The following is an 18200-nucleotide window of genomic DNA, read 5'->3' as shown; positions in this document are numbered from 1 at the left end:
ATTGTCTCACAAGACTTATTTGACGGAGAGTCGTGAAAACGATTGTGGCATGAAGCGTACCAACACGTTCGCCGTGCGACCGCTCTCCGACGATGGTGAGCAACTGCTACGGGACCTGTTGGACGCTTCCGCCGCTCTCTGGAACGAAGTTAACTATCAGCGCCTCATGCGATACAACGACGAGGGCGGCTTCGAGGGCGAGGACGTGTGGGACGCCGATACGGGCAGTCTCGAAGGCAAATACAAAGGCGTGCTTGGTGCGTCCACCGCTCAACAGGTCATTCGCAAAAACAGTGAAGCCTGGCGCGGGTTCTTCGATACGAAGAACAAGTACCACGACGAGTCGAACACGTCGGTTACGGAACACCCGGAACCGCCGGGATTCCGTGGCAACGAGGATGATGGACGTGTTCTCAAAACCGTCATTCGAAACACGTCGTACACTGTCGAATGGGGCGAGCGGTCCCGGCTTGAGATACTGGTCGGGAGCGAGTTGAAAGACCGATACGACCACACTGGGCGTCTCCGCCTCGAAATCGCTGGCGACCCGAATTGGCCCGACTACGAGAAGCAGGGCCGGTTGGACCTGTGGTACGACGAGACTGACAGCACCTTCCGAGCTTCGCAACCCGTGACTGTTTCTGACGATGCACGGGATACTCCACTGGCCGACGAGATGGCCGCTCTGGACATTGGTGCAAACAATCTCGTTGCCTGTACCACGACGACCGGCGAGAAATACCTGTACGAAGGCCGCAAGTTATTCGACCGTTTCCGGCAGACGACGCGAGAAATCGCCCGGTTACAGTCCAAGCTACGGGAAGGCCGATACAGTAGCAACCGTATCCGGCGACTGTATCGGAAGCGAATCCGCCGCCGCAACCACGCCCAAGAAGCACTGTGTCGTGACCTGCTGGACCGACTGTACGCCGAAGGTGTCGATACGGTGTATATCGGTGGCTTGACCGACGTACTCGAAACACACTGGTCGGTCGAAACCAACGCGAAAACGCACAACTTCTGGGCGTTCAAGCAATTCTCCGAGCGACTGGTCTGTACCGCCGAGGAATACGGTATTTCGGTGGAAGTCCGGTCGGAAGCGTGGACCAGTCAAGAGTGCCCGCAGTGTGGCGGCACAGACCGGACGACACGGCATCAAGACACGCTCACCTGCCCGTGTGGGTTCGAGGGGCACGCCGACCTTACGGCGTCAGAAACGTTTCTGAAGCGGCACACAGAGAAAGCAGTCAGGCCGATGGCACGGCCCGTGCGGTTCGAGTGGGACGACCACAACTGGTCGGAGTCACCACGCTCTCACCGTCCCAAAGAACAGCGCACAGACCCGAGTACCGTCCACCACAACGGGAATGTTGCTTCCGGCGAGTCTTAGACCGGCTGAGACTCTCACGGAGGAAACCCCGTCGTTCACGACGGGGAGGATGTCATTACGGCCGTACTGTGCCATCGAGCGGTCCGGACGATTCGACGGCGTACGGATACCTGGGCTCGTTCCAGCTCCCACCGGCGGGAACGGAAGGGCGATCGCCGGACGAACTGTTCCGTGCTGCTACGACGTGGGGGCTGCTCAACCTCATGGCAGTGTCGGCCGGTGTCTGTCCGGAATGCGCCGCGACAGTCACGAAGTCACCACACGTCTGTACAGACCACGACAGGACAGACGGTACCTGCGACCAGTGTGGCAACTTGCACGCGATCCTGGTTTCGTTCGACTGTACGAACTGTCTCTACGGGGGGACCGCCGTGTTCACGATCGTTCTACTGGCGAACGTCGACGTCGTGGCGTTCCTGGCCACCAACGGTATCAATCCGGTGGCACCCTCGGACAAGACGGCCTACAGTGGTGCTCTCATGGAGTACGACGAAAAGCTCCTCTCGACCGACCCCTTCGAGGCGCGATTCACGCTGGAGCTCGAACCGAACGAGACGCTCACCCTCACCGTCGACGAGGACCTCGCTGTGGTCGGCACCGAGCGGTCGTGAACCGTACATGGTCCGGGCTATCTGATCTGACCGAGTCGGTCGAAGACAACTGATCGGGTACCGCCCCGCCAGAACCGATGTCGAGAGCTGGGAGCTACCAAGCCCGTAATGCCGGGCAGTGGGCGCTGGACGTGTCCTACGACCCGGGTCGAGAGACGACTGCCTTGACTACCGACCAGTGGAACTCGCAGTAAGTGTCCCGTCAGGAACCACCCACAGGAGGAGCAACGTGACATACCCCAGCGTGTACCCGAGCCCACCAGCGAGATAGACTGCGATGTCGCCGCCGATCGACGAGAGGTTGACAACCTCGGCACCACTCAGGATGAGCACCGTCCCGTAGAGGAGGTACGCCGGGAGGTCGATCGACGAGACCTTCCAGAACAGACCCAGCAACGAGATGACGAACGTCAGCACCGTCCAGACCACGACCAGCAACTGACCACCAGGGATCGAGAGGCCGTTCGCGAACAGCAACGCACCGATGAACGCATAGAAGGCCAGCATCGCAAGGAGGAACAGCACCAATCGACGGATGAGCTTCTGTGTCAGGGTCGTCTGGCCCGGCGTCGACTTGGTCTCCCACACCTCCGAGAAGTTGGTCGCAATATACGCTAACTTGGGGAAGATAATGACGGCCGAGACCCCCTCGATCCACTTGGCACCGAACGCGAAGAGCACGGCAAACGTCGTGGGATGCCGGATGACGAACCCCGGCAGCGCAAGGACGTTGGTCATCGCCCAGACGTAGACGAGCCCGGCCAGTGCCGGGACGATGTACTCGAAGTTCGACTCCACACCCGTGAACAACTGGTCGAGTCCGCTTCGGAACAGCCCGATCGAGCAGACGAACAGGCCGAGTACTATCACTGTCGGCCCGAGCCATCCCGGTACGAACTCGATCGCCCACTCAAGTACCATACGTGTGCTCCGCTTTCCGCAGGAATTCTCTCGTCACTGCACCACCCACCAACAGGAGGAGGAAGATCGGGGCTGCCAACGCCGAGAAGTTCCCGACCAGATCGGCGGGCGCGTTCGGTGGGATGATGGTCACCCCGAACAGTGTGAGCCCGAACACGGCCAGCGCCACAGCCGGCAGGATCACGATCTGTGCCATCGTCCCGAGAATCAGGTACGTATACTTCATGTTCCTCGGTGAGATCTCGCTCCCGAAGGGAAACATCGCCATCACGCCGATGAGCCCGACGACCAGATACAGGTCGAGCCGGATCACCTTGAGCAACTGGACGACGAAGTCGTAGTTGTCGCCGAACACCTCCGACTCGACCACTGTGACCTCCGGTGTCGACAGCAGCGAAGCACCCGACGCTGGGACCATCGGGAACGTCAGCGCGACCAGCCGCGCTGCGACGAGGGAACAGACGAAGAGCCCGATGACGACCTCGCCACGAACACGGACAGCCCGGTTCAGGTTCGACCGCGGATCCCGTGCCAACCGGTCCGTCTCGACGCGGTCTGTCACCGAACTCGCTGACAGCGACCCGCGACGCCACGTCGATTCGAATTCGAAGCGGGCCCAGCACAGCGCGCCACAGAGCCCAACGCACAGGATCATGATCGCCTCCTGGAAGAGTGCCAGATAGGCACCGAAGGCATCGACGAGCGAGTCGACCGAGGAAAAGATCATATCGAGGACGAGGCCTGTTGCGGCGATCTGTCCCAGAAAGTACGCTTTCATCCCCACCGGCAGGTCCGTATGGACACCGGCGACGATGAACCCAAACGGGAGGAGATGGAGTATCAACATCGTCGTCAGTAAATTCGCGAAATCTGTCACAAGTCAGGGTATCGTAACTTCCATAAAATAGTCTTTGCTTGCCACTCTTTCAGCCGGTACTCCTCGTCTATCCATGGGACGGGGCGAGAGCCCGCCTGCCAACGTATCGTCCTTGATGTAGACTACAGAATCCACCGGTGATGACGAAAAGTACGGCCCGGCCGAGAGTTGCTCTGTGATTTCTTCGACCTGCTCGCTCCCACACCGACTGCAGACCCATCTCCTCCGGCACGGCTGCGCGGTGTCACAGGCCCGGCGCGCGAAATACCAGAATCCGAGTAGACCACCAGTACGACCGCGAACGATTTACGGATCGGCTACTCGTCCCTCCACGTCGATCCGTCGACCGACCAAACGGATCAGTATTCGTAGCGGACCTGCTCGTGGTCGGCGATCGCCCAAGAGGAGCCCGCAAGCATCCATGAGACAGCCCGGCTGGTCGATCGGGATATCAAGCAGGTCTCGGAAAATCTTGAGCGACTCGAAGAATACAGAATTGTTGTATTCGTCGAAGAAGGCCGACAAAGCGACCGGTCGTCCCCTACGACGAGATCGATATCCGACTCCCACTCCGCGAGACCCTCGAGGGGGATACTGCCCCGGCGTAATCGGGTCACAAACCCAGTGCGTGAACCGCCCACCCCGAATCAAACCGAGTTCCGTGTCAGACTTTGGTACCGACTATATCTATAGCGGCAATGGGTAGAATAAACTGACATTTAATACAACATAGCTGTCAATTCATTTCTGATGGGTGAATCTGACCCGGGTCAGAGTACCGAGGGGACTATCGATGCAGAACAGTACGTCGACAGAGTACTGGATTATCTACGCTCTCGGGGCTATGAAACGGCGACAAACGAACTCAATTCTTCCGCGGTGATGATTGCTTGTGTGGCTGGGGACAACGCCGATGGTCCAGACCGCACTCTCTGCTTAGTTGAGACTGCAACAGATACGTCGGTTTCTCTTCGCCATATGAAATATTTGGTCAAAACTGGGAAGGACAAGGATATCGGAAGCTTGTCACTCACGTCTCTCGGCGGGGTCAGTCCAGATGCAAAACAGGCGGCGAAAGAATACGGTGTCGAAATCATTCCTCCGAGCGAGTTATTGGAGACTGCTACGGGGTTCGGCGTGGCTGTCGAGGATATCGAACTCCCGGACTCCTCAGGGACCACCGACGCAGCTCACACCGGTACTGAGGACTCGGACACGACTGCTGCTGAACCAGCCGAAGCGTCGACGAGTGAAATGGCACAGGAGAAGGCGTCACTGCTCGAGGTCCTCGTGATGTTGCTTGGAAGTGCTGTCGCACTGATCGGTTTGGCGCCATTTGTCCCCCGGTTCAGTCGGATGGCCGGCCAGTCCCCGGGAATCGCAGCTATCTTGGGGCTACTCATCTGCTTTCCTCCGTTGTTTGTCGCTATCTCGGCGGTTGACGACTATTTCAATCTTCGAGTCTTCGGGTCGTGGCGTGTTCGGAAAGAGAACGTAGCGGGAGTGATGGGAATCATCATTCTCGTTTTCGGGATCATGTTGAGCGAGGTTGCATCGAATTTTCTGTACCGAGAATCATATATCTCCGGGTTCGTGTCCATCGGGGGTGCAATCCTCCTGTTCTATTCTGCCAGCATCTACATCACACAGCTGTTCTTCGAGAGGCGTCGGGGAAGGCGCTAACTGTCGATATACACCCACATTCAGTCCGCCGATATCGGCGCTGACCGCTCACTGGAATACTGACTGAACAGATGATGCGTCTGTACGGGTTTCATTGAATGCGGTGAAGACCCGACACCACCCGAAAGTGATGGGTACGTAACGTGTGTAGTGGCCGTAGCGACAGTTCTACGGACCAGCTACTATGGGTCTGTGAATTTTTGTATAAGTGCCCGGGGAGGGCTCCGAACCCTCGATCTCCGCATGGCCCAGGTCCGGGGTGTGACGAGCACCCCACGGGTCATGCCGGTTGGTACCGCATGAGTCGAAAGACCCTATGAGTGCGGCGCTATGTCCAGCTAAGCCACCCGGGCGCGGGTGCAATGCAGGCTTGGCCGCTTTCCGTCTTGAAGGTTCCCATCTGGGACAGGGCTGTGGGTCACTCCCACCCGCGGATTTAAGCCATCGGACTGGTATGGACTGACCATGAAGATTCCAGACCTCGTCCGGGAGGAACTCGGGGACGAGGAGGTCCAGGCCAGCGTCTCGCTCGGTGACGAGGACATGGTCTGTTTCACGCCCAGTCGGACGCTCGTCTACCGTGGCGAAGGGTTACTGAGCGACGAAGGGGTCGAGACGTACCCCCACGAGTTCGAACGCCTCTCCGTCTCCGAAGGGCGGCGGAAGGCGACGTTCACCCTCGTGTACGTCGACACCAAGCGCGAACTGTCGGTGCCGACGAAACGGGTCGACGACGTCCTCGAACGACTGCTGGGGAGTGCGCTCACAGCGACAGGCATCCTCGACGAGGACGAGACGGTCGCGGGCGTCTTCCGGTTCAGCGAACTCACGCTCGTGGTCACCACCGCACAACTGCTCAAACACGTGGGTAGCGTCACCTGGGACGGTGACTTCGAACAGTTCTCCTTCGAGGACGTCACCGGCCTGGACTTCGAACAGGGGAGTGTCGCCACGGCCATCGTCCTCTCGGTGGCCGGACGGTCCGAACGCATCAAGGCACCTTCGGACAAGGCACCGTCACTACGGCGTGCGCTCCAGCAGGCGCTGTTCGACTACCACGACGTCTCGTCGCTAGACGAGCTGAACGCGAAAGTCGGCGAGGACGAGGAGACGGGGAACACGGCGTCGAACCTCGGACTGGACGCCGATATCGACCCGCTGGTCGGTGGAGAAGGAGACACGGCGGAGGACGAAAGCACCGAATCCGAGGCCGATCCCGACGAATGGGAGATGGTCGAGGGCGAGAATTCGACGGCGGCGCCGGCGTCGAACGGCGACCTCGCGGCACTCCAGGCACAGGTCGAGGAGTTGACCGAACAGATCGAGCAACAAAACGAGCAACTCCAGCGACAGGAGCAGATCATCAAGAAGCTCATCGCCGAACTCAGGCAGGGCCGGTAGGCCCTCAGTCCTCACGGCCCAGCACTTTCCTGATGCAGGTCGAGCCGAACGGCCCCAGTTCGCCGCCGTCGAACTGGACGAAGTGACCGGTCCCGATGGAGGCACCACAGCGTTCACAGTTGTAGTCGCCCTCGCGGACCACGACGTCGGCCTCGAAGTTCACGTAGGTCCCCTGCGAGCGGGGACGGACGATCCCGTCCTCGCGGTCGACGACGCCACGCATCACGGCGGTGTCGAGGATCTCTCGCTGTAGCTGTGGGTTGGTCGTCACGGTCTCGATGCGGTCCATCGCGTCCGCGACCGACAGCTCCGCGTGTTCGAGGTGGGCGAGCAGTTCGACCCCGAGTTCGACGGGGTCCCGGTCGGCGGCTGGCACACCCGCTTCTGGGACCGCCTGTGGCTAAACGCTTACCACAAGAGGTTTGCCGATGCCTGTGGGTACAGATAGTAGATGGACCGTCTCGCGAAGCGGCAACTGGTCGGGAGTGCCGGGCTGGTGGCGCTGGTCGTGGTGGCGACGGTCGTCCTCTCGCCGGCGCGTGTCGTCGCCGAGGCGATGCACCTGGCGGACCACCCCGTCTATCTCGCCGGCGTCATCGTCGGCCTCTACCTGATCCGACCGCTGTTCGCCTGGCCGACGATGCCGCTGTCTGCCTTCGTCGGCTTCGTGCTCGGTATCGAGTACGGCATCCCGGTCGCACTGATGGGTGCCCTGGTCACCTGTCTGATCCCGTATCGATTCGCGCTTGAGGCCGGCGAACAGGGCGGGATGTTCGGCTGGCTCGGCGACTCCGGTCGCCGGATCATCGAGGTGACCGGGGAGACCCGCGGCGTACTGGCGGCCCGGCTCTCGCCGGTACCCGCCGATCCCGTCTCCTACGGTGCGGGCTTCGCGGGGGTCTCGACGCGTGCCTTCGTCGTCGGGACGTTCTTCGGTGAGATCCCGTGGGTGGTCGTCGAAGTGATCGCCGGGGCGTCGATGCGGTCGCTCGCGCTGACCGGCCTCTCGGTCGACGCGCTCCCGCACGTGCTCGTCCTCGGCGGCGTCCTGGCAGTACTGTTGCTGGCGGGGCCGGCGTACCGCCACGTCAACGGTCGTCCGGAGTCGTCCTGAATTCGAAGCGAGCGCCGCCATCCGTACTCTCCGTGAGCGCGACCGTCCAGCCGTGGGCGTCGGCGATCTCCTCGACGATAGCGAGCCCGAATCCGGTCCCGTTCGGACTGGTGGTGTGCCCGCGGTCGAAGACCTGTTCGCGCTCGTCCGGGGGGATCCCTGGCCCGTCGTCGGCGACGTAGAACCCATCGTCCAGCGCGCCGACGGCGACCGTGACGTCCTCGCGCCCGTGTTCGATGGCGTTGCGAAAGAGGTTCTCGAACAGTTCACGGAGCCGTGCAGTGTCGGCCTCGACGGTCGCCGTCCCCGCGATGGTCAGTGCCGCGTCCGGTGCATCGACGTTCTCCCAGGCCTGCTGTGCGACCGGGCCGGCCTCGACCTGAGTCGTCTCGCCGACCGTCTCGCCCTCTCTGGCCAGCGAGAGCAACTCTTCGATGAGCTGTTCCATCCGTTCAGCGGAGGCGATGGCGTCGTCGAGGTGTGAGATGTCGCCCGTCTCGACCGCCAGGGAGAGCCGCCCCTGGACGACGTTCAGCGGGTTCCGCAGGTCGTGGCTGACGACCGAGGCGAACTCAGAGAGCTGTCGTTCCCGCTCGACACGGTCGGCGACGTTCCGGATGACGCCCGCACTCCCCATGAACCCGTCCTCGGTGGGGAGCAACGCGATGTTGTTCTCACAGGGGACGTGTTCGCCCCACTTGGTGACCACGTCCATCTCCAGGGTGGCGTGTTCGCGCTCCGGTTCCGCGAGGAGTTCCTGGATACGGTCCTGTCCGCGCTCGATGTCCTCGTCGGTCATCACGACCCCGATGTGCTCGCCGACGAGGTCGTCGGGCTCGTAGCCGGTCAACCGCTCGATCGCCTCGTTGACGAACGTGAACACGCCGTCCTCGTCGAGCGTGTATACGGGGTCGCCGACAGCCTGGACGATGGTCTCGTAGCGTTCGAGTTCGCGTTCACGTTCCTTGCGGTCGCTGATCTCGCGAATCACACCGACAGAGCCGGCGAACTCGCCGTCGTCGAGTAGCGGTGCGATCTTGTCCTCGTTGATCGTGCGCTCGCCGCAGGCGTCGATGGTGTGCATCTCGAAGGTCTCCCAGATGCGCGACTCGTCGGTTAGCAACTGGCGGATGATCTCGGTCCCGTGTTCGACGTCCCCGGGTGGCATGAACTTCGTCGGCTCGGCACCGACGATCTCGTCGCGGTCGTAGCCGAGGTGGTCGGCCATGGCCTCGTTGGCGACCTGGATGGTCCCCGTCTCGTCGAGGACGTACATCGCGTCGCCGACGTTCTCGACGAGCGTCTCGTACTGTTTGAGCTTTCGCTGTCGTTGCTTCCGTTCGGTGACGTCCCGGACCACGCCGACCGTGCCGATGAACTCACCGTCGTCCGTCAGGACGGCCATCTTGTTCTCGGCGATCCGTTCCTCTCCATCGGCCGTGGTGACCTGCATCTCGTAGGTGGACCACGCCCGCTCGTCCGACCCGAGCAGGTCCCGCAGTAGTTCGAGTCCGTGCTCGACGTCCTCGTCTGCGATGTACTCGCCCGTCAGCGACCCGACGACGTCCTCGCGGTCCTCGTTCAGGTACTCTGCCATCGCCTGGTTGGCCATCTGGATACGGCCCTCGCGGTCGAGGATGAACATCGGATCACCGACGTTCTCGACGAGCGTCTCGTACTGTTCGAGTTTCCGCTCGCGTTCCCGGCGCTCGGTGATGTCCCGGCCGATACCGGCGATACCGACGATCTCGCCGTCACGGCCCTTGATGATCGACCCGCGGAACTCGTAGGGGATCTCACGCCCGTCCTTCGTCGACAGTGGTGCCTGGAACGTGCTGTCGCCCGTCTCGGTCGACTCGTCGAGTGTCGCAGCCAGGTCGTCACGGTACTCCTCCGGGAGCAGTTCCGAGCCGTGCATCCCGGATATCTCCTCGTCGCTGTAGCCGGTGACCGACGCGAGCGTGTCGTTCCAGCGGATGAGACGCCCATCGGTCCCGATGAGGTAGAACGCGTCGTCGATAGCGTCGATGAGGTCCTCGGTGAACTCCCGCTCGCGTTCGAGTTCCTGTTCACGCTGTTTGCGGGCCGTGATGTCCGTGACGAACCCCTCTAGAATCTCGACACCGTCGTCAGCCTCACCGACGACGCGGCCCCGTTCCCACAGCCATCGTATGCGCCCGTCGGCCGTCTCGACGCGGTAGGTGACCTCGAACGGTTCGTCGGCGGCGATACACGTCTGGACCTGGGTCCAGAGCCGGTCGGTCTCCTCCTCGCAGATGAGCGAGCCCCAGGACACCGCACCGCTCTCGATCTGCTCGGAATCGTACCCGACCAGGTCGCTCGCCCCGTCGCTGACGAACTCCATGGGCCAGTCCGGGTCGTTGCGGGACCGGTAGACCATGCCCGGGAGGTTCGAGATGAGCGTCGAGAGCATCCGCTCGGACTCTTCGAGTGCGGTCTTGGCTCGTTTCTCGCTGACCGCTCGCTCGATCCGGTTGGCCAGCACGGCGTACTGGTCCGTGCCGACGTCCTTCTGGAGGTACTCTGTGACACCGGCGGAGATGGCGTCGCTGGCGATCTCCTCGTTGCCCTTGCCGGTAAAGAGGACGAACGGGAGATCGGGGTACTCCTCGCGCACACAGCGGAGGAACTCCAGGCCGTCCATGTTGGGCATGTCGTGGTCACTGACCACACAGTCGAACGCCGACTCCGCGAGTCGGTCGAGTCCGGCCTGTGCGGACCCGACGGTGGTGACGGTCATCTCCTCGTGGATCCGTTCGAGATGCATGGCGACGATCTCGCCGAAGTCCTGTTCGTCGTCCACGTGGAGAACGCGGATCTCCCCGGCCGCGCGACTCATTACTCCACACCTGTGGGGCCACCCTTATAAATCCGACAGCAGTCGACCGATGCGGACGCCGTCTCTCAGTCGTAGAAGGTATCTGCGCAGTCGTAGACGACGCCGTGTTCCGGACAGACGTACTTGCAGTGTCGGTGGTACATCTGCCGGTCACAGCGCGGACACGGCCGGCCCGCGACTTCCTCTGCCATACGCGATCCCAGGCCGGCCGACGGCATGGCTCTTTGGGAACGAAATTGGAACAACACCTTTTGGGGGAGACTGCTTCTGGCCAGGTATGACCGACGATCTACTCGACTCGCGCTGGGGGCGACTGCTCGTCAGCGCGGCGGCCGGCGTCGCGGGGGTGGCCGGCTCGTACGCCCTGACGGGTGCCTCGCCCGCCTTCCTGGCGTCGCCGGTCGAGCGCACGCTCGCCCGCACGATGCCCGGTATCGTCGTCTCGTTTGCTATCACGACACTCGGGAGCCTCGGGCAGCAACTCAACTTCCTGACCGCGATCGTGCTGACGATGCTGTTCGTCGCTCTGGCCGCCAGAGCGGCGCTCATCTTCGGTGACGCGGCAAACAACCGGGTGCTCCCGTCGGTGGGGACCGCGATCATCGTCTGGGTCGCGGCGCTGATACTGACCGACGAGGTCGTCCTCTCGGCCGGCGCAGCACTGCCTGCCGCCGGCGTGGTCGTCCTCGCACAGGTGCTCGATGCCGCCGCCGACAGTGCCGACCCCATCTCGGCCAAACGACGGCGGGCGCTCGGGACCGTCGGCGTCGCCCTGGGTGCCAGCGCGGTCGGGTTCACCGTCGGGCGCGACCGGACACCGACGGCGACAGCTGACGAGGCACCACCGCTGACTGCGCCCGGCGCCGACCTCCAAGATGCACGGCAGAAACTTCGGACTGCTGAATCGAACGGGCTGGCCGTCGACGGACTCGAACCGCTGGTCAGCGACCGCTTCTTCGAGGTCGACATCAACTCCATCGACCCCTCGCTCGACGCCGAAGAGTGGTCGCTGACGATCACCGGGGCCGTCGAGGAGGAGGTCACCATCGACTACGAACAGCTCACCGAGATGGAGGCCAGGAACCAGTTCTCGACGCTGCGCTGTGTCGGCGAGGACCTCAACGGCAAGAAGATGGACAACGCCCTGTGGACCGGTGTCCCCGTCGACCAGTTGCTAGAGGAAGCCGGCATCCAGAGCGACTGCGACTGTGTCATGCTCCGGGCAGCCGACGACTACTTCGAGGAGTTCCCACTCGAGGCACTCGAAGACGGCCTGCTCGTCTACGGGATGAACGGGAAACTCCTCCCGAGAGGCCACGGCTACCCGGTCAGGGCGCTGATCCCGGGCCACTGGGGAGAGATCAACGTCAAGTGGCTCACCGAGATCGAGATCCTCGAACGCGAGGCCGAGGGGTACTGGGAGAAACGCGGCTGGCACGGCACCGGCCCCGTCAAGCCGGTCGCCAAACTCCACCATCACGAACTGCTCGACGACGGGACCCGAGAACTGGGCGGCCACGCCTACGCCGGGACCCGCGGCGTCTCGACCGTCGAGGTCTCGACCGACGGTGGGACCTCCTGGGACGAGGCGACGCTCTCGGACCCGCTGCCCGACGACGATGTCTGGCGCCAGTGGTCCTACACGTACGAGCCCCCGGACCGGTCCCACACCGCCGTCGTCCGGATGATCGACGAGGACGGGACCGTCCAGCCAAGCGAGGAGACCGGCAAGTACCCCAGCGGCCCCAGCGGGTGGGTCTCCAAGCAGTTCGCTTGAGCCCCGTAGCCTCCTGCTACTCCCCGGTACGCGAGATATAACGAGGAGCGTTCCCGGCCGATAGCCAGACGTGCTATGCGGTCACCCAGCCCACACCGGAGGCGGTCCCAGTGAGCGAGCAGGGCCACCGTGAGGCGCCGGCCCGCGACCAGCCACCGGACCCCTCGGTCGAGGTGACGGAGTTCGGCGGCATCACGGTCGCGTACGTCCCCGGCGACGGCGAGGCATGGATCAGCGGCTGGGTCGACGTCCCACGGTGAAAACAGTCTGCGAGCGACGGCGAACGCGAACGACGGCTCCGTATGTCACACGCTCCAGCGTCTGCTTCGACCGGCTACGAGAGCCGGGAGTGTCAGCTCAGCACTCGGACCAGCCACAGGACTCGCAGGTCTTGCACCCCTCCGAGTAGTACAGCGACAGCGAGCTACACTCCGGACACTCCGGGCTCTCGCCGGCGTCGATGATGTCCTGCTGGTCGCCCGAGGCGCCAGCGTCGGCGTCGGCACTCGCCTGTGTCGCCGTCGTGCCGGGCCCACCGTCCGTCTGGGTGGCGGCGTTGGCGCTCGTCTCTTCCTCGTCTTCGGCGGTCTCTTCGAGCGTCGCCTGCTGGGGATAGGCCTTGTCGACCTCGCCGTCGAGGTAGCGACGCAGCGCGGTGCCGATGGCGTCCGGGATGGACTGGATCTGCTCGCCCTTGTCCCAGGCGACCTTCGGCGACCGGATTCCCTGCAGTTCGTCGGCGATCTCCCGTGGATCGACACCCGAGCGAAGCGCCGTCGAGATGGTCTTGGCCAGCGCCTCGGTGAAGGAAGCCGTGAAGCCCCCGGAGTTGCCGATGTTGGCGAACAGTTCGAACGGCCGCTCGGCCTCGGGGTCCTCGTTGATGTTGACGTAGAGTTTCCCGTAGCCGGTGTCGATGCGCTGGGTGACGCCGTGGAGGACGTCCGGGCGCGAGCGCTTCTTGGCGAACTCGGACTGCTCGCCGTCGGCGACGTCGAGGACGGCCTCGACGGAGTCGTCGATGGCGGCCTGGACGGCCTCGTCCTCGAGGAAGCCTTCGATACCGCCGAATACCGCCTCGATCTGGGCGACGATCTCCTCGGCGTCCATGTCGGCGAACTCGGTGTTCTGTGCTCGCGTGGTCAGCACCTGCTTGCTGCGGGTGCCGTCGCGGTAGTAGGTGACGCCCTTGCCGCCGTGGTCGTAGATGTACTCGAAGACCTCGGCAGCGTCGTCGACGGTCGAGTCGTTGGGCGCGTTGACCGTCTTCGAGATGGCGGAGTCGACGCCCTGCTGGCAGGCGACCTGAACGCCGGCGTGGCCCTTCGCGGGGAGGTCGCCGGTCGTGACGAACAGTTCACCGATGGTGTCCGGAACCGTGGTGAGCCCGTCGATGCCGTCGAACTCGTTGTTGGCCATCTGCTCCTGGGCCTCCTCCTTGACGGCCTCGACGTCGAGGTCGTTCTCCTCTAGGGCCCGGAGGAAGTAGTCGTCGAACTCGACGAGCATCTCGTCGCCCTGGACGTCGTCCGAGACGTTCTTGTAGTAGGCGACGTTGTAGATGGGCTCACAGCCACCGGTGGTGTTGCCGATCATCGACGTCGTCCCGGTCGGCGCGATGGTCGTCGTGTTGTGGTTGCGGATCGGGTAGCCGTCCGCCCAGTCGTCGGCGTCCTCGCCGGTCTGGTGTTCGAACCACTCGGGGTAGGCGGTCGGATCGGCGTACTTGGAGTTGTCCCACTCCTCGAAGGAGCCCCGCTCCTGTGCGAGTTCGTGCGAGGCGGCCTTCGAGCCGTGATTGATGTGGGTCATCAGCTGCCGGGCGACCTCGTTGGAGGTCTCCGAGCCGTACTTCATGCCCAGCTGGATGTACAGCTGTGCCAGTCCCATGATGCCCAGCCCGATCTTGCGCATCTCCCGGACCTTCCGTTCGATCTCGTCGACCGGGAAGTCCGACATCGTGACGACGTTCTCCAGGAAACGGGTGCCCATCGCGATGCGGCGATCGAACTCCTCCCAGTCGACCGCTTCTTCGAGGAACGCCGCGACGGCCTCGGCCTCGGTGTCGTACTCGTCGGCGTGAGCGGCCTCCCAGACGCGCCAGTCCGGCGCGTCTTCAGCAGCCAACGTTGACAAATTAATATGGCCAAGGTTGCACGCTTCGTACTCCTCGAGCGGTTGCTCGCCGCAGGGATTTGTAGCTAAGATGCGATGATTTGGATGTTTGTCCACATCGAAACTGTGCTGTTTGTTGACTCGTTCGAGGTAGATGACGCCGGGCTCGCCGTTCTCGTGGGCGCCCTCGACGATCCGTTCCCAGAGCTTGTCCGCAGGCACCGAGAGGATTTCGCCAGCCTCCACGTACTCGCCGAGGTCGAACATCTCGTAGAGTTCCTCGGTCTGTTCGGTGGCGACGTGGGGCTCGTTGGTCCGTGGGTTGGTGAAGGTGAACTCCTCGTCGTTCTTCAGCGCGTCCATGAAAGCGTCCGTGACGCCGACGGAGATGTTGAAGTTCGAGAGGTGGCCCTCGACGGCGTTCCGGAGGTGCTTGGGCACCTTGCCGTCCTCGTCGATGAGTTCGCGGGCCTCGTCGAGCGCGTCGGCGAAGGAGTTGTGCGTGAAGTCGTCGGGGTCGTTGAGCCGCAGCGTGTGAGCAAGCGAGACGTCCTTGTTCTTGGCGTGGATGAACTGGATGACGTCCGGGTGCGAGACGCGCATGACGCCCATCTGGGCGCCCCGCCGAGCGCCACCCTGGGCGATGGTCTCACACATCTGATCGTAGGTCCGCATGAAGGTGATCGGCCCCGAGGCGATACCGCCAGTCGAACCGACCTGATCACCGTAGGGGCGGAGACGCCAGAAGGCGTAGCCCATGCCACCGCCGCTATTGTGTGAGACGACAGAGGAGGCGACGTACTGGTGGTCGCCAGCGACGGTCACATCGTAAACAGTGTCGGTACCGGCGTCCTCGACGGCGGTGACGGGCACTTCCCAGACACCGTCGTCGCGGACGGTGCCACAGGTGGTGTCACGGAAGGCCGCGTCGTCGAGTTCCGACTGAAGTGTCTCGTCACGGCTGTCGGTAAAGCCTACCAGCTCGGCGAAGCGAGTGAGTCCCCGTTCGCTGGTCGGGCCGACGTTGTAGTAGTCGCGTTCGTCGTCGTCGATCTCCCAGGTCGTGGCGGGGATTCCCAGACCGATCAGGAGTTGCTGGACGCCGTCGATGAGGTCCTCGGACGCGCTCCAGTGTCGCGGATAGCGGTCTTTCTGGAGACTGCCGTCGGTCGAGAAGAGACCACGGAGGAAGGCACCGACGGTCTCGTGGTCGGCGGCCCAGATCTGGTCTGGGATCTCCGCAGTCGGTGCGTCGGGCTTTGCGTCGCCGAAGTTGGCGAGCCAGAAGCGCTTGACTTCGTGGCTATGGAGGACCGCGTCGTAGCAACCATCCTCGAAGCGCCAGTCGAGACCCTCGTCGAAGAGGCGACGGCAGAGATGGTCGACGTGTTCGAGGTTCTCCTCACGGCTGAGGTGGAAGCGAATGCCGTCCTGGTGGGTCGAACCGTCGCCGACCCACATACCGAGGAGTTCGGCTAGATCGGAAGAGAGCGTCGTCGGCTGAGAGACTGTCTTTACCGGTTCGCCGTTGGGTTCGAGTGACTGGCTGGCGCGATACTGGCAGATAGTGCCAGCACTGACACCGAGTTCGCTGGCCATCTCGCGGTCGGAACGACCGTCTTCGTAGAGGGTCTCGAACTGGTCGGTATCGAAGGAAACACTGCCAGCAGCGCGGCCACCGCTGCCGTTGGGGTCGAGACCGAGTCCGTTGGCGCGTCGTCGCTGAACGGTCGAAGCAGAGCAATCGAGTCGGTCTGCAATCTCGTAGTCGCTGAGTCCGTCGGCGTAGAGGTCAAGAATCTCGTCGTTCGTGACGGTGCGGTTCTGGGACCACTGCCCACCGGCTGCGACGGTCGTAAGCTGGTCGGTCTCATCGATGTCGGCGAGCCAGCCCAGCGAGACGGAGAGCGTCGCCCCCTCCTCGATCTCGTCGATCCGGGTCCATGCGCCGTCGACGAACAGTTCGTGGTTCGGCGTGCCGGTGAGTTCGATACCAGCAGCCGTCTCGACGCGGTTGACCGGTGCGTCGTGATAGGCGTGTGTCTCCTCGACGGTCTGGGATCGGTGGCCATCGTCGTGACGCTGGCAGATTTCGTCGCCAGGTTCGACGTCGGCGATCGAGATGGTCCCTTTGCCGTCGACGTGGACGGCCGTCTCGGCAGTCAGACACTGGAAGACCTGTGCGGCCTCCTTGGCGGTCTGGTGGATGTCGTCGATGTCGTCCTCGGGCGAATCGACGAAACAGGCCGAGAGCTGCTGGAGTTCGTCGCCAGCGTTCATCAGCGTCGGCGAGTTCGGCATGAAGGAGAGCTGCTCCATCGACTCCTGAAACTCCGCGGCGGTCTCCTCGACGTGCTCGCGAACCGCGTCCGGGAGTTCGGGGACGACCGTCTCGTAGGCGAACTTGTTGACGTTGTAGACCGAGAGTTCGGTCTCGGTGTCGTCGTCGACGCTGGTGCCCTTCCCGAAGACCTCCTCTGCGAGTTCGTCACGGCGCGGGTGGTCGGGCTTGAGCTGGTCCGGCGTCACCGTCACGTCGACGTCCTCCGTCTCGGACTCGAAGACCGCCTCGGCCAGGGCGATGTTCTTCGCGACCCGCTCGAACAGATCCTCCTGCTGTTCGACGAGGTCGCCGTCGGCGTCCTTCCGGAGATACCGGGCCGGCAGGATGTTGTGATAGGCGTTGTCGGTGAGCCGGTCGGCCAGTGTCTCCCCCTCGGTGCGCTTGATCGGCAACGAAATCTCGTCGGCGGAGAGTTCCGCATCGCTCATCTGTTCATCGTCTCCCCGACAGCGGGTGTCTGTCGGTCGATACCCCGATCTACGGCTGACCCAGTTCCTGTCATTTCTGGCGGCACATCTGTACTCATGGATGTCGTATAACGCTTCTGTCTGCGGATTTTGTCGGATTCCGTAGCTATGCGAGAGTAGTGACTACGGTGGTCGTCAGGCAGTGCAACGGCGCGGCTCGCATCGCCGGCGCGTACGACCACTAGCAACGTCGGTCGCTTCTTAATACCTTCCAGACCACGGTGAAAGTGAAATCGGAACCTACCGAACCACAGGACAGGGGCCGAACATCCAGTGGAAACGAACGGGGGTTTCGACTGGAGATTGTTCGCCGACCGTCCCGACCACCGGCCGCTCCCTGTCCTCAAACGGGGTGGGGCCCCCGCAAGTGCGGCCGGGACACGCCGCTCCAGTCAGGACACAGCCACGAAGTATTTGTGACAGACTCGCCTCTTGCTAGTATGCTCTCTCTCTTACAACTCGGTGGGCTGCCCGGGCTGCCAGCGATACTGGTCGGTCTCCTCGCCATCGCGGCGGTATTGCTCGTCGGGCGCGTCGTCATGAAGGTCGCCTGGCGGCTGGTCGTCATCGCCATCATCATCGTGGCGACGGTGTGGATTCTGGGCGTCCTCGGCTTCCAGATCCTCTGATCGGCGCGCCA

At 63.0% G+C, this 18200-nt stretch carries 15 protein-coding genes and 1 tRNA gene; 9 read left to right on the top strand and 7 right to left on the bottom strand.

All coding sequences use genetic code 11. The features are described 5' to 3' along the window. Positions 1-49: 49 nt before the first annotated feature. Both Hhyl2_RS03905 and Hhyl2_RS03900 read left to right on the top strand, forming a co-directional pair. Positions 50-1390: an RNA-guided endonuclease InsQ/TnpB family protein gene (locus Hhyl2_RS03905; protein WP_483549419.1), complete on the top strand. Its 1341-nt coding sequence runs from the start codon at positions 50-52 to the stop codon at positions 1388-1390. A 68-nt stretch (positions 1391-1458) separates the two neighbouring features. Beyond that, complete coding sequence (locus tag Hhyl2_RS03900) at positions 1459-2001, top strand: DUF7351 domain-containing protein (RefSeq protein ID WP_483549418.1); 543 nt, start codon at positions 1459-1461, stop codon at positions 1999-2001. Between the two features lie 168 nt (positions 2002-2169). On the opposite strand, the gene Hhyl2_RS03895 is transcribed toward Hhyl2_RS03900, so the two are convergent. Then, positions 2170-2922 (bottom strand): hypothetical protein, encoded by a 753-nt coding sequence (locus Hhyl2_RS03895; protein ID WP_483549417.1) that lies wholly within the window; start codon positions 2920-2922, stop codon positions 2170-2172. Next, positions 2912-3799, bottom strand: a complete 888-nt coding sequence (locus tag Hhyl2_RS03890) for a hypothetical protein (protein ID WP_483549416.1) — start codon at positions 3797-3799, stop codon at positions 2912-2914. The genes Hhyl2_RS03895 and Hhyl2_RS03890 overlap by 11 nt, the downstream gene beginning before the upstream one ends. Positions 3800-4192: 393 nt before the next feature. Between Hhyl2_RS03890 and Hhyl2_RS03885 the strand changes: the two genes are divergently transcribed. Both Hhyl2_RS03885 and Hhyl2_RS03880 read left to right on the top strand, forming a co-directional pair. After that, positions 4193-4492 (top strand): HVO_A0114 family putative DNA-binding protein, encoded by a 300-nt coding sequence (locus Hhyl2_RS03885; protein WP_483550548.1) that lies wholly within the window; start codon positions 4193-4195, stop codon positions 4490-4492. A 57-nt stretch (positions 4493-4549) separates the two neighbouring features. Further along, positions 4550-5482 (top strand): hypothetical protein, encoded by a 933-nt coding sequence (locus Hhyl2_RS03880; RefSeq protein ID WP_483549415.1) that lies wholly within the window; start codon positions 4550-4552, stop codon positions 5480-5482. 209 nt (positions 5483-5691) lie between these two features. Here Hhyl2_RS03880 and Hhyl2_RS03875 read toward each other — a convergent pair. Further along, a tRNA-Met gene (locus tag Hhyl2_RS03875) sits at positions 5692-5835 on the bottom strand. Between the two features lie 112 nt (positions 5836-5947). Here Hhyl2_RS03875 and Hhyl2_RS03870 point away from each other — a divergent pair. Next, the gene (locus Hhyl2_RS03870) at positions 5948-6883 is read left to right on the top strand and encodes a DUF7115 domain-containing protein (protein ID WP_483549414.1); all 936 of its coding nucleotides are present in this window, start codon (positions 5948-5950) and stop codon (positions 6881-6883) included. A gap of 4 nt (positions 6884-6887) precedes the next feature. On the opposite strand, the gene Hhyl2_RS03865 is transcribed toward Hhyl2_RS03870, so the two are convergent. Further along, positions 6888-7259, bottom strand: coding sequence for a DUF5830 family protein (locus tag Hhyl2_RS03865; RefSeq protein ID WP_483549413.1), 372 nt, complete (start codon positions 7257-7259; stop codon positions 6888-6890). A gap of 75 nt (positions 7260-7334) precedes the next feature. Here Hhyl2_RS03865 and Hhyl2_RS03860 point away from each other — a divergent pair, with 75 nt between their 5' ends. Continuing rightward, positions 7335-7997 (top strand): TVP38/TMEM64 family protein, encoded by a 663-nt coding sequence (locus tag Hhyl2_RS03860; RefSeq protein WP_483549412.1) that lies wholly within the window; start codon positions 7335-7337, stop codon positions 7995-7997. Here the strand turns inward: Hhyl2_RS03860 and Hhyl2_RS03855 are convergent. Together Hhyl2_RS03855 and Hhyl2_RS03850 are read right to left on the bottom strand one after the other, a co-directional pair. Continuing rightward, positions 7972-10857 (bottom strand): PAS domain-containing sensor histidine kinase, encoded by a 2886-nt coding sequence (locus tag Hhyl2_RS03855; protein WP_483549411.1) that lies wholly within the window; start codon positions 10855-10857, stop codon positions 7972-7974. The genes Hhyl2_RS03860 and Hhyl2_RS03855 overlap by 26 nt on opposite strands. Before the next feature lie 65 nt (positions 10858-10922). Next, positions 10923-11048: an HVO_2523 family zinc finger protein gene (locus tag Hhyl2_RS03850; RefSeq protein ID WP_483549410.1), complete on the bottom strand. Its 126-nt coding sequence runs from the start codon at positions 11046-11048 to the stop codon at positions 10923-10925. Positions 11049-11134: 86 nt separating this feature from the next. On the opposite strand from Hhyl2_RS03850, the gene Hhyl2_RS03845 reads away from it, so the two are divergent. Next, positions 11135-12634 carry a molybdopterin-dependent oxidoreductase gene (locus Hhyl2_RS03845; RefSeq protein ID WP_483549409.1) on the top strand — a complete coding sequence of 500 codons (1500 nt, stop codon included), beginning with the start codon at positions 11135-11137 and terminating at the stop codon, positions 12632-12634. 110 nt (positions 12635-12744) lie between these two features. After that, the gene (locus Hhyl2_RS03840) at positions 12745-12894 is read left to right on the top strand and encodes a hypothetical protein (RefSeq protein ID WP_483549408.1); all 150 of its coding nucleotides are present in this window, start codon (positions 12745-12747) and stop codon (positions 12892-12894) included. A 97-nt stretch (positions 12895-12991) separates the two neighbouring features. Here the strand turns inward: Hhyl2_RS03840 and Hhyl2_RS03835 are convergent, their stop codons facing one another. Further along, positions 12992-17521 (bottom strand): adenosylcobalamin-dependent ribonucleoside-diphosphate reductase, encoded by a 4530-nt coding sequence (locus Hhyl2_RS03835; protein ID WP_483549407.1) that lies wholly within the window; start codon positions 17519-17521, stop codon positions 12992-12994. Positions 17522-18000: 479 nt separating this feature from the next. On the opposite strand from Hhyl2_RS03835, the gene Hhyl2_RS03830 reads away from it, so the two are divergent. Continuing rightward, positions 18001-18189, top strand: a complete 189-nt coding sequence (locus tag Hhyl2_RS03830; protein WP_483549406.1) for a DUF8029 family protein — start codon at positions 18001-18003, stop codon at positions 18187-18189. Positions 18190-18200 lie beyond the last annotated feature (11 nt).

The organism is Haloarcula sp. H-hyl2, from assembly GCF_056934385.1.
The sequence above is the reverse complement of the archived record's forward strand: the minus strand, read 5'-3'. Positions and strand labels throughout refer to the sequence as shown.